The sequence below is a fragment of the Pseudomonas sp. Y24-6 genome (assembly GCF_020295325.1).
In the GTDB taxonomy this organism is placed as follows: Bacteria; Pseudomonadota; Gammaproteobacteria; order Pseudomonadales; family Pseudomonadaceae; genus Aquipseudomonas; species Aquipseudomonas gregormendelii.
This window is the reverse complement of sequence record NZ_JACBXG010000018.1, coordinates 67,227-79,294: the sequence shown is the minus strand read 5'-3', so window position 1 is coordinate 79,294 and position 12,068 is coordinate 67,227. Positions and strand designations below refer to the sequence as shown.

Genomic DNA, 12,068 nt, shown 5'->3' with positions numbered 1-12,068 from the left:
CGAACACAAATGCTGCGTCCACCACCAATACCCTGTGGGAGCGAGGCTGCTCGCGATGTCAATCTCCCTGCCACATCAATGTCGAATCCGCAGACGCCATCGCGAGCAGGCTCACTCCCACAGAGATGTCCGCCGTACACAAATGCTGCATCCACCACCAATACCCTGTAGGAGCGAGCTTGCTCGCGATGGTCGTTAACGATGACACTGGTCACCTGACACCCGCAGCGCCCTCCGGTCTTTCGCGAGCAAGCTCGCTCCTACAAAAGTCCTGACTGCCTGCTTAAGGCGTTCCTCAGTCCTGCGGCATCTTGCGAAAGCCTACCGCCAGGCGGTTCCAGCTGTTGATCGTGGTAATCGCCACCGTCAGGTCGACCATTTCCTTGGCGCTGAACTCGGCGGCCAGTTGTTCGTAGTCTTCATCCGGCGCATGGGTCTGGCTGAGCAGGGTCAGGGACTCGGTCCAGGCCAGTGCGGCGCGTTCGCGCGGGGTGAAGAACGGGGTTTCACGCCAGGCCGACAGCGTGTACAGGCGACGCTCGGCTTCGCCGCCTTTGCGCGCATCGGCGCTGTGCATGTCCAGGCAGAAGGCGCAGCCGTTGATTTGCGAGGTACGTAGCTTGACGAGTTCGATCAGGGTCTTTTCCAGCGGCAGTTTCGAGACGGCGGTTTCCAGCGCGATCATGGCTTTGAGTGCGTCTGGGGAAGCGGTGTAGAAATCGATGCGAGGTTTCATGACGGGCTCCGGGAACAAGTGAAGGTGGAGCTACGTTAAACCCCTCGGTGGGTTGCTCAAATAGCCAATGTTTCAGAAGTTGGGTAGGCCATTGGTGAGTGTGCGGTGACGGTGATGGCCTCATCGCGAGCAGGCTCGCTCCCACAGGAGGGACGGGGTGACGGGAGAACGGTCAACTGTGGGTGTTAGCATCAGTACAGGCAACGAGAGCGCTGGTTAGCTTTCGCTGCGGCGCCGCAGCCATTGCAGGAACCCTTTTTTCTCCACCGCCTTGGGCGTTTCCATGGTCAGGGTTCGGGCTTTTTCCAGGCGGTAATCCAGCAGCGCCGTCATCGCCTCGCTGATGTCGTGGCGCGCGTCGAGGCAGGGTTTCAGGTAGTCCTTTTCGATGCGGTACAGGCTGCAGAAGGTCTTGGCGGTGAAGTCCGCCGGCAGCGCGGTATCGGAGAGTATGCCGCCTTCGCCGATTACTTCACCCGGCCCCATGCGCCCGGACTCGAACCTGATGCCATCACGGCTCAGCTCGACCGACACCACGCCGGATTCGATGATGAACAGATGGTCGCTGACCTCACCCGCCGGAAGGATCAGTTCGCCGGCGCGGAAGTTCTGCAGCTTCATGTTCTGGCTGAAGGTGTCCTTTTCTTCCTGACGCAGGGTCGAGAAGATGCTCGAGCTGTCCAGCAATGCCAGTGGCCGTGACAGCCCGGCAGGCGCATTGGATTCGACGCTCGACAGCAGGCTTACACCCGAGGCCTGCAAATGGCGGAACGCCAGGTCGAACAGCAGATTACGCACCATGCGCTTGTGCTCCATCGACGCCACGAAGCCGCTGATCTCATACTCCACGCCGGCGGCACTGGAGCCTTTGAGCGCGACGCACGGCGCAGGTTTGTCCAACAAATAGCGGCAGCCCTGCATGGCTCGCTCCAGGGCATCGATGATTTTCTGCGGGCGCGCGTGCGGGCTCAGTTGCAGGCTGATGGAGACGCCAAACATGTCAGTTGGCCGGCTGAAATTGATGATCTTGGCCTTGGCCGCCAGCGAATTGGGAATCACCGCCATGCTGCCCTGGGAGGTCTGCAGGCGTGTGGCGCGCCAGTCGATGTCGGTCACCCGGCCTTCGGTGCCGTCAATGGAGATCCAGTCATCGAGTTGATAGGGTTTGGTGGTGTTGAGGACGATCCCGGAAAACACGTCGCTCAAGGTGCTTTGCAACGCCAGGCCGACGATGATCGCCAGGGCGCCGGAGGTGGCCAGTACACCCTTGACCGGCAAATCCAGCACGTAGGCCAGGGCGGCGATGATGGCGATGAGAAAAATCACTGCCCCAAGCAGATCCTGAAGCAGGCGACCGGTGTGCCCGACCCGCTGCATCATCACCGCGCCAATCAATACCGTGAGCGTGCGTGCGCCGAACAGCCACCAACCGATTTGCAAGCCGGTTGCGGCCAGGTGCAACGGCACATTGTCGGCCCAGGGCGCCGGTTCCAGAGGGTTCAAGCCTTCGTTGAACAGCAGGACGCTGAACAGCGAAAAGATCACCAGCCGCGCCACGAGTTTCCACTGGCTGCCATTGGCACTGATCAGGCGCCACAACCCCAAATCGATGAGGATCAGGGCCAGCGCACAGAACAACGGGTGATCGGTGAGCAATGACAGCATCGAGCGGCTCCGGCAGGGACTCATTTACGCAACCATCGCACGCATTGCAGGAGCTGGCGAAGCTTGCGATCTTTTGGAATCTCGAAAGATCAAAAGATCGCAGCCTTCGCAAGCTCCTACAAGGGGCGATGGGCGCGCTTACTTGCTGGTCAGCGTGTTGTAGCTGGTCATCAGGTTGCGGTAGTCCGGGATGTGGTTGGAGAACAGAGTGGCCAGGCCTTCCACGTCGTTGCGCCAGTCGCGATGCAGCTCGCAGGCCAGGCCGAACCAGGTCATCAACTGCGCGCCGGAGGACGACATGCGATCCCAGGCCGATTGCCGGGTCAGTTCGTTGAACGTGCCGGAAGCGTCGGTCACCACGAAAACTTCAAAGCCTTCAGCCAGGGCCGACAGCGCCGGGAATGCCACGCAGACTTCGGTCACCACACCGGCGATGATCAACTGCTTCTTGCCGGTCGCCTTGATCGCCTTGACGAAATCTTCATTGTCCCAGGCATTGATCTGGCCAGGACGAGCGATGTAGGGCGCGTCGGGGAACAGTGCCTTGAGCTCCGGCACCAGCGGGCCGTTCGGGCCGGTTTCAAAGCTGGTGGTCAGGATGGTCGGCAGCTTGAAGTACTTGGCCAGGTCGGCCAGGGCCAGCACATTGTTCTTGAAACGATCCGGATCAATGTCGCGCACCAGCGACAGCAAGCCAGCTTGATGGTCGACCAACAGAACCGCGGCGTTATCCTTGTCGAGACGTTTGTAGGAAGTAGTCATGGGGTAATCCTCGCTATTTATCGATGCCGATCAAGCCGGCGCAGTGATTTCGGTTTTTTTGTTTACATCGCGGTCAGGCAAGCGTAGTCACACGACCCGGCCGCGCCACAGCGGTGCAGCATTGAGTTCAACCGCTCATCCGGCCGAAGCGGCCCGATTGAAAGTCAGCAAAGGCCTGGTGGATTTCCTGCTCGCTGTTCATCACGAACGGACCATGGCCGACGACGGGTTCGTCGATGGGCTCGCCGCTGAGCAGCAACACCACCGCGTCGCTATTGGCTTCCAGGCTGAGCTGGTGACCATCGCGGCCAAACAGAACAAGCTGGCCTTCTCGGACCCGTTCCTGGCCGTTGACCTGAACCGTGCCACGCAACACCACCAGCGCCGTATTGCGGCCTTCGTGCAGGTCCAGGGTCAGCGGCTTGCTCGCCTTGAGGCGCAGGTCCCAGACGTCGATCGGGGTGAAGGTGCGCGCCGGGCCGGTTTGGCCGTCGAATTCCCCGGCGATCAGGCGCAGGCTGCCGGCATCGTTTTTCAGCGCGATGGCCGGGATGTCGCCGTCAAGAATCGTCTGGTAACCGGCGTCGGCCATTTTGTCCCTGGCCGGCAGGTTGACCCACAGCTGCACCATTTCCAGGGTGCCGCCGCTTTTGGCAAAGGCTTGGGAGTGAAACTCTTCATGGAGAATCCCCGAAGCCGCAGTCATCCATTGCACGTCACCCGGACCGATTTTGCCGCCACTGCCAGTGGAATCACGGTGTTCCACTTCGCCCTTGTAGACGATCGTCACGGTCTCGAAGCCGCGGTGCGGATGCTGACCAACGCCGCGGCGCGCCGTGGTCGGGCTGAATTCAGCAGGACCGGCGTGATCCAGCAGCAGAAACGGGCTGATGTGCTTGCCCAGGTTGTCATAGGAAAACAGCGTGCGGACCGGAAAACCGTCACCGACCCAATGACCGCGCGGGCTGGTGTAAATACCGATGATGTTTTTCATGTGGCCTCCGAATCTGTGGTTTGCTGCGATGGATAAAGCTTAAAACCGAAGCCTTTGGTGCGCTAGACTGCAAAAATCAGTCATAGCGTTCTATTTGGAGAACGATGGTGGAAGATCTCAACACCCTTTATTACTTCACCCAGGTGGTGGAGCATGGTGGGTTTGCTGCGGCCGGACGTGCGCTGGACATGCCCAAGTCCAAGCTCAGCCGGCGCATCGCCGAGCTTGAAGAGCGCCTGGGTGTACGCCTGCTGCATCGCACCAGCCGGCATTGTTCGCTGACCGAAATCGGCCAGGCCTATTACCAGCGTTGCCTGGCCATGCGGGTGGAAGCGGAGAGTGCTGCCGAACTGATCGAGCGCAACCGCTCCGAACCCCAGGGCCTGGTGCGCATCAGCTGCCCTACCGCCCTGCTCAATTCCTGGGTCGGGCCGATGCTGACCCGCTACATGCTCAAGTACCCGCTGGTCGAGCTGTTCATCGAGAGCACCAACCGCCGGGTCGACCTGATTCACGAGGGCTTCGACATCGCCCTGCGCGTGCGCTTCCCGCCACTGGAAAATACCGACATGGTGATGAAGGTGCTGGGCAACAGCACTCAGTGCCTGGTGGGCAGCCCGGCCTTCGCCGAACGCCTGTCATCCCCTGCCACCCCGGCGGACCTCAGCGGCTTGCCGAGCGTGCACTGGGGCGCGGCGCAGCGTGATTACCAGTGGGAGCTGTTTGGCGCAGAGGGCGCCAGCGCGTTGATCCGGCATGCGCCGCGCATGGTCACTGACGACTTGTTGGCCTTGCGCCATGCGGTGCTGGCAGGCGTCGGCGTGGCGCATTTGCCCAGCGTGGTGGTGCGCGACGACATTGCTGCCGGGCACCTGATGGAGCTGGTGCCGGGATGGGCGCCAAAGTGCGGAATCGTCCACGCGATTTTTCCGTCGCGTCGCGGTTTGCTGCCGTCGGTGCGGGCCTTGATTGATTTTCTTGGGGAGGAGTTCAGTCATGCGGATATTGCTTAGGGCACGGGCCTTCAAACTGAGCGAGGCTGATTTCCAGGCGCTGTATGCCTGTTGCCAGGCGACGCCCATGCAGGAAGACGTTCACTCAGATCAAGCGGTTGCGCAAGGCGAAATCCCGCAGGTGGACCGCCGATTTGACGTCGAGTTTTTTAATCAGCCGCGTCTTGTAGGTGCTCACGGTCTTGTGGCTCAGGTGCAGGTTTTCGGCGATCTGCTTGTTTGATATGCCCATGGCCAGGTAGCGACAGATGGTCAGTTCACGACTGGACAGGACATCTATCCGCTGCTTTTCACTGCATTGCGATGTCCTGAGCGAAACCGCGGTCGAGAGCTGGGCAAAATAGGTGTAGCCGACCGTAACCGCGTGTATGGCCTTGTGCAAATGCTGCAGGTCGTTCGACTTGGCGACGTAGGCCGCGGCACCGGCGCGAATGCATCGGTCCTGGAAGAGCATCGCCTCGTGGGCGGAGAAGACCACCACCGGGCATCGCTCGCCACTGTCGTGAAGCCTTGCCAGTACTTCCAGCCCGTCGAGCTCGGGCAGGGAAATATCCAGCACCACCACGTCCGGTTGGTGCTCGCGGACCATCGCCATGACCTCGTTACCGCAACTGGCCTCGTAAATCCGCTGAAAACCTTCCTGTTGGAGCACGATTTTGACTGCGGCGCGAACCACCGGATGATCGTCCACAATCAGTGCTGACTTCATCACGACTCCATGTACAAAACACGACGATTGACCTACCTGACAGAAATGCCTGTCCCGGCGGACGGTAGGCGACGATCGATCAGCGCCATCAGGCGGCTGATCGAAGCCAGATCCGGCAGGGATGTGTGGCTGACCTGGATGTTCTGCTGCTCACCGTCGGGAGTCGGCGGCAGCCGTGCACGCTGGCCTTCATAGATGAAGGCGTGGCGAACCTGGGCATTGTCACGAAAGAAATCCAGCAGGTTAAAGGCATCACCTGCCATCGAAGCGTTGATCACCACCAGGTCGAACGGCTCGCAACCGTACTCGACCAGCGTCAGCAGTTCCTCAAGGCTGTGAACCGGTGCGACCCGGTAATAGTCGAGCTGATTGAACAGCCGTTCGATTCTCATGCGCTGAAAATGCTGCTCGTCGGCAATCAGGATACGCAAGGCTTTGTTCGACAAAGTAGGCCCCCAGCAGGGTGTCAAATTCGAGATGACGCAAGGCTACGCATGCGAGACGGTGCTTTATGTAGGACTTTTCCGAAACTCCCACTGCATTTGTCTACGCATCGCCATCAGCGACCGCCTGGGGATTGGCCGTGCAGCTGCAACCAGGCCAGCAAATCCTCGCCACTCATGGGGCGTGCAAACCAGTAGCCCTGCCCCTGAACACAGCCGAGCGACATCAGGTGCAGGCGCTGCGCATCGGTCTCGATGCCTTCGATAACCACCGACATGCCCAGACTGTCCCCCAGCGCCAGGGTGCTGGTGATGGCTGCCCGACAGCGCGGCTCGTGCGCCAGGCCGCGGACGAATTCGGCGTCGAGCTTGATCTCGTTGAAAGGCAGCTGACACAGGCGCTGCAATGAAGAGAACCCGGCACCGAAGTCGTCGATGGACAGCCGGCAACCCATCATTCTCAGGCGCACCAGGTTCTCCAGGCTGGTGGCGGGGGCCTGCAGCAAACCGCTTTCGGTGAGTTCGAAGGTTAATCCGGAGCCCGGCATGCCATGGCGGAGCAAGAGACGCCGGATGCTGGCCGTCAGTTCGCTGTCGGCCAGTTGCGTGGTTTGCAGGTTGAACGCCATGTTCAGGGTAAAACCGCGGCTTGCTGCGGCCCGCTGCAGCATCAGCGCCTGTTCCAGCTGGGCGAACAGCAGCCGGTCCATCTGCCCGTTCCGCTCCAGTATCGGCAGGTACACCGCCGGCGACAGCACGCCCCTTTGTGGGTGCAACCAGCGGCTGAGCACCTCGACGCCGCAGACCTGGCCGGTGTGCAGATGGAATTTGGGCTGGTACCAGGACTGGATCTGTCCTAGAGCGAGCGCTGCATTCACCTCCTCCTCGCTGGCCAGAAGCAACGGCGTTGCCGGCGCGCATGTCACCGGCCGATGGCTCGGGTGTTTGTCGAGCAACTCGCGCAGCGCCTGGGGGTGCAGTGGTTTGCCGACATCCCCCAGTAACTCGAGCCCCAGCAGGGAGACGATCTGGTGCACCGCCCGCCGCAGGTCCGCCGAGAGCGAACTGCTGATGATGATCGACCTGACCTGCCCGCTGGCCCCCAGGCGGCGAAAGAACTCCAGGCCGTCCATGCCTTCCATCTGCAAATCGCACAGGGCGATGTCGACCGGCCCCACCTCCTGCAGGATGGCCAGCGCCTGCGCTCCGTCGCAAGCTTCGAACACCTCGCGACAGCCTGCCTGCCGGAACATGCTCACGGCCACTGAACGTTGAAAGGCGTGGTCTTCGAGTATCAGAACGCGCGGTGGCGGGCAGGTCATGTCATCTCGACTCGTCTTGGAAGGGAAGACGATTATCCAGCGGATCATATTTAGGAAACGCCCCAAACCTTGTAGGAAATTTCCCAAGTGTTTCCTGATGATGTCTGAGTGCGGTCACGCCAACCGCTGCGCCAGTCGCTCCATCGCCTGATGCAACTCGTCAACGGCCTCGGTTAACTGCGCCGGGTTCACCACCTCGCAAGCCGTTTCCAGACGCTCGCATGCGCCGATCAGCCCCTGAGCCTTGATGATTCGCGCACCGCCCTTGATGCGGTGAGCCAGGCTCGCCAGCCCCGGCACGTCGTTTTGCGTGAACAACCGCATCAACCGCGCCATATCGTCATCGTTGCTGGACGCCAGGTCATCCAGCAGGCGCTTGATGGAGGCCTCGTCGCCCCGGGTCAACTGGTGCAGCCCGGCCAAGTCAATCTCGTCCGTGAGCGGGGTGGCTGCCTGCTCGGCACTCGGGGCGAGGCTCGACAGCCGGGCGCCGAGGTCCTCGAGGCTGATCGGCTTGAACAGGCAGTCATCCATGCCGGCATCCAGGCAGCGCTGCTTTTCCTCGGCTTGTGCATTGGCGGTAAATCCCAGGATGAGGCTGGGCGCGAGGCCCTTGTCGCGCTCTTCCTGGCGGATCGCCCGGGCCAGTTCGTAGCCTGTCATGACCGGCATGTTGCAGTCGCTGATGACCACATCAAAAGGCAGGCTGCGCCATGCGCGCAAACCCTGCGCGCCGTCTTCGGCATCCCGCACCCGGTGGCCGAGGTAGCTCAGTTGCTGAGACAGCAGCAAGCGGTTCGCCGGGTAATCGTCGACTATCAGGATACTCAACGCACGATGCGCCGGTGCCGGTGCGACCGGCACCGGCGCTGGCTCATGCCGAGGTTGCAGCGTGGGCAGATCCAGGACAACGTCGACCCGGGTGCCCTTCCCCACATGGCTGTGCAACGTCAGCTGGCCGCCCATCATCTCGCACAACGTGCGGCTGATGACCAACCCAAGGCCCGAGCCGCTGCGCGCCGACTGGCGATTATTGCTCGCCTGGGTGAATGGGCTGAACAACCGTTGCTGATCCTCATCGCTAATGCCGATGCCGGTGTCGGCAACCTGCAGATGCAGCGTCAGACGCTCGTCTGGCCCTGGATGAACCCTGACTTGCAGACAGACCTCGCCAGCTTCGGTGAACTTGATGGCGTTGCTCAACAGATTGGAGATGATCTGCTTGAGGCGCAGCGGGTCGACCAGCACCTCGCGATGGGCTGCAACATCCAGCTCAAGGCTCAGGCGCAGGTGTTTCTGTCGCGCCAGCCCCTCGAAAATACGCGTGACGGCGATCACCAGCTGACCCAGGTTGGCGCGTTCCGGGGCCAGGCTCAAGTGTCCGGACTCAATGCGCGAGACATCCAGGATATCGCCGATCAGATCAAGCAGGCTGCGCGCGGCACCTGAGGCCACCTCGATGGCAAAACGGTCGGTCAGCCCCTGCTCGGCCTTCTTCATTGCCAGTTCCAGCATGCCGATCACGGCGTTCATTGGCGTGCGGATCTCATGGCTCATCGTGGCCAGAAAAGTGGTCTTCGCCCGGTTCGCATCGTCGGCGGCGTCCTTGGCTTCGCGCAGCGCCTGCACCAGGCGCTGGCGCTCGCTGATATCAATCCAGCCCCCGATCAGACCACTCACTTCACCGTTACTGGTACGGTAAGGCAGCATCCAGTGGTAGATGGTCAGCACGTTGGCGCCCAGGGTCAGCTGGCGATCCTGGACCTGGGGCCGGCCGTCCTTCATCACCTGCAAATAATTCTCATGGTAGGCCGCCGCTTCCTGCACGTTCTCGAACATACCCTCGATCACGGTCTTGCCGACCACCTCGTCGCGCTCGATGCCAAACACGTCGAGGTAACCCGAATTGCAGATCAGCAGCCGTGCCTGGCGGTCGCGCACGTAGATCGGGTGCGGCGTGCCGTCGATCAGCACGCGCATGAATTCCAGCTGATCACTGAGGGCCACTTCCGCCTGCTTGCGTTTGGCAATCAGCTGGCGCAGGTAGGCGATCCAGCCCAGTGCCAGCAACAGCAACACGGCTGCCAGGGCAAAGCCCTGAATGATCGCCGCGCGATGCCGTAGCCAATAGCTGTCATCCACCACCACTTCGCTGCCCCAGCGATTGGACACTTCGTCCAGCTCGTCGGGGGGAATACTCAGCAGGGTTTTGTCGAGGATCGAATACAGCTCTGTGGCGTCGCGGGCGGTGGCGAAACCCAAGCGGGCGGAAGTGGTGCCAACCGTGCTGGTGATCCGCAGCCGGTCGCGATACTGCCGGGAAATCATGTAGCGCGCGGTGATCAGTGCGCTGACTGCGGCATCGGCCTGACCGTTGGCCACCAGGGTCATGGCGTGCTCGGCGTTGTCGGCATCAATCAATTGAATGCCTGGGTACTGCTCGATCAACTGGTCGCGCACGGGCGTGCCGAGAATCACCGCCAGGCGTTTGTTGGCCATTTCGTCCAGGGTTGCGGGATTGCCGCCGGACGTTCGGCTGACCAGCACGTACGGCGTGCTGAGGTAGGGACGGGTAAACCGCAAGGACTTCTCGCGCTCCGCGCTGGGGGTCAGGCTGATCAGCAGGTCCGCCCGGCCGGATTCGACCTGCCGGATCAGTCTGGGGACGGTGTGCAGGCGCTGAATGTCGAACTTCAACCCGGTGCGCAGCGCGACCTTGGCCAGCACATCGGCACCCAGGCCGCGAAACTTGCCGTCCTGACCGTAAAACGACACCGGCAGGAAACTCTCGTCTATGGCCACCTTGACGTGGGGATGCTGCTCCATCCAGCGCCGTTCGGCGGCGCTGAATTGCAACACATGCAATCCGCTCATGTTCGCCCCGCCCGCGCTCCAGCGTCGCTGGATGCTCAACCGCTCGCTCGCCGGAATCACCGCCAGCGCCGCATTGACGATGCGCAGCAGGCGCGGGTTGTCCCTGGTCACGGCAAAGGCGAAGTCGTTGACGTTGGTGTCGAGAAAAGCCGCCAATTGCACGTTGTTCAGGTAATTTTTGTTGATCAGGTAGTTGGCGCTGATGGAGTCGCCCAGGTAGACGTCAGCCGTGCCGAAGGCTACCGCACCGATCGCGCTCAAGGTCGAGGGATAGAGTTGCAAACGGGCGTTGGGAAAGTGCGCCTTGACGGCTTCCGGCGGCAGGTAGTGGTAAAGCATCGCCACCTGTTTTCCAGCCAGGTCCGGCGTGGCGTTCTGGCTATCGCCGATGCGGGTGACGAGGGTCGGCTGGTCTTCGGCGTAGGGGCTGGACATCACCAGCTGCGGGTCCGCCGCCTCGAAGTCGTTGGACGTCCCGAGCAGGTCAACTTCGCCCTGCTGGACCGCGTGCACCACATCCGCCCGGGACGGATAACGCCGCACCTCGATGCGCACCTGCAGCAGCTCGGCGAGCAATGCCGCGTAGTCGGCCGTCAGCCCTTCATAGTCACGCCCGGTGCCAGTGATGCCAAACGGCGGGTAGTCCGGTGCCGAAGCGCCCAACACCAATACGCCCTTGTCACGCAGCCATTGCCGGTCAGGCTCATCGAGCGCCACCTGGTAGCCATCGACCTGGGAACGCCCCAGCAACCGCAGGTTTTCCACCGGCGCTGCTACGGCCCATACGCAATGAACGGTGCCCGACAACAGCACCACGGCCAGCCATTTACCCCATGCCCGACTCATTCACACCAACTGATTGCGCTTGGCGAAATCGGCGAGGTACACCACGGACTTCACGTTGAGTTTTTCGATCAGGCGGGTCTTGTAGGTGCTGATGGTCTTGCTGCTCAGCAGCATGGCTTCGCCGATCTCCTTATTGCTCATGCCGTTGGACAGTTGCTGCAAAATCGTCAGTTCTCGATCGGACAGGCTCTGGATCAGTTCAAGGTCAGTGGCCTGGGCATCACTGCGCCGCACTGAGCTGCTCGCCAGGTTTGGAAAGAAAGTGTAGCCGGTCAGGACGGCCTTGATGGCCCTGACCAGTTCATCGAGGTCGTCATTTTTGGAGATATAGCCGGCGGCACCGGCCTTCATGCAGCGCATGGCGTAGAAGATCGGCAATTGCGAGGTCAGTACTACGATTTTGCAATGCGGTTGGTCGGTCATGATCCGGCTGATGACTTGCAGGCCATCAAGCCTGGGCATGGCGATGTCGAGGATGATCAGGTCCGGGGCGAGTTCGCGGGCACGTTGCACGGCGTCCGCGCCGTTGCCGGCCTGGGCGATCACCTCGATGTTTTCCTGCTGCAGGAGCATTGAGACTGATGCCCGAATGAACGGGTGATCGTCTACCACCATCGCTTTGACCATAAGCACCTCTGCAAGACATGACGGGCATTGTAGCGAGAGGGCGCGGCGATGGCTGCCTGATGGCGTTTTTTTTGATG

At 61.3% G+C, this 12,068-nt stretch carries 10 protein-coding genes; 1 reads left to right on the top strand and 9 read right to left on the bottom strand.

Features of this window, described 5'->3' with window-relative positions; translation table 11 throughout:
• Positions 1–295: 295 nt before the first annotated feature.
• From HYI44_RS26345 to HYI44_RS26330, 4 genes are all read right to left on the bottom strand, one after another.
• Entirely contained in the window at positions 296–736 is a 441-nt protein-coding gene (locus tag HYI44_RS26345) for a carboxymuconolactone decarboxylase family protein (RefSeq protein WP_122838694.1), read from the bottom strand.
• Between the two features lie 216 nt (positions 737–952).
• On the bottom strand, positions 953–2,401 hold the full coding sequence (locus HYI44_RS26340; RefSeq protein WP_225570908.1) for a mechanosensitive ion channel domain-containing protein: 1,449 nt from the start codon (positions 2,399–2,401) through the stop codon (positions 953–955).
• Between the two features lie 138 nt (positions 2,402–2,539).
• A complete protein-coding gene (gene ycaC, locus HYI44_RS26335; RefSeq protein ID WP_122838692.1) occupies positions 2,540–3,163 on the bottom strand; it encodes an isochorismate family cysteine hydrolase YcaC in 624 nt (207 codons plus the stop codon).
• A gap of 127 nt (positions 3,164–3,290) precedes the next feature.
• Positions 3,291–4,157: a pirin family protein gene (locus HYI44_RS26330; protein WP_225570907.1), complete on the bottom strand. Its 867-nt coding sequence runs from the start codon at positions 4,155–4,157 to the stop codon at positions 3,291–3,293.
• 104 nt (positions 4,158–4,261) lie between these two features.
• Here HYI44_RS26330 and HYI44_RS26325 point away from each other — a divergent pair, with 104 nt between their 5' ends.
• Positions 4,262–5,170 (top strand): LysR substrate-binding domain-containing protein, encoded by a 909-nt coding sequence (locus HYI44_RS26325; RefSeq protein WP_122838690.1) that lies wholly within the window; start codon positions 4,262–4,264, stop codon positions 5,168–5,170.
• A gap of 85 nt (positions 5,171–5,255) precedes the next feature.
• Here HYI44_RS26325 and HYI44_RS26320 read toward each other — a convergent pair whose 3' ends face one another.
• The 5 genes from HYI44_RS26320 to HYI44_RS26300 form a co-directional block, all read right to left on the bottom strand.
• A complete protein-coding gene (locus HYI44_RS26320) occupies positions 5,256–5,879 on the bottom strand; it encodes a response regulator transcription factor (protein WP_225570906.1) in 624 nt (207 codons plus the stop codon).
• 32 nt (positions 5,880–5,911) lie between these two features.
• Positions 5,912–6,325 (bottom strand): response regulator, encoded by a 414-nt coding sequence (locus HYI44_RS26315; RefSeq protein WP_122838688.1) that lies wholly within the window; start codon positions 6,323–6,325, stop codon positions 5,912–5,914.
• Between the two features lie 113 nt (positions 6,326–6,438).
• The gene (locus HYI44_RS26310; protein WP_225570905.1) at positions 6,439–7,644 is read right to left on the bottom strand and encodes an EAL domain-containing protein; all 1,206 of its coding nucleotides are present in this window, start codon (positions 7,642–7,644) and stop codon (positions 6,439–6,441) included.
• Positions 7,645–7,758: 114 nt separating this feature from the next.
• On the bottom strand, positions 7,759–11,364 hold the full coding sequence (locus HYI44_RS26305; RefSeq protein WP_225570904.1) for a transporter substrate-binding domain-containing protein: 3,606 nt from the start codon (positions 11,362–11,364) through the stop codon (positions 7,759–7,761).
• Positions 11,365–11,991, bottom strand: a complete 627-nt coding sequence (locus HYI44_RS26300) for a response regulator transcription factor (protein ID WP_122838685.1) — start codon at positions 11,989–11,991, stop codon at positions 11,365–11,367.
• Positions 11,992–12,068: the final 77 nt, after the last annotated feature.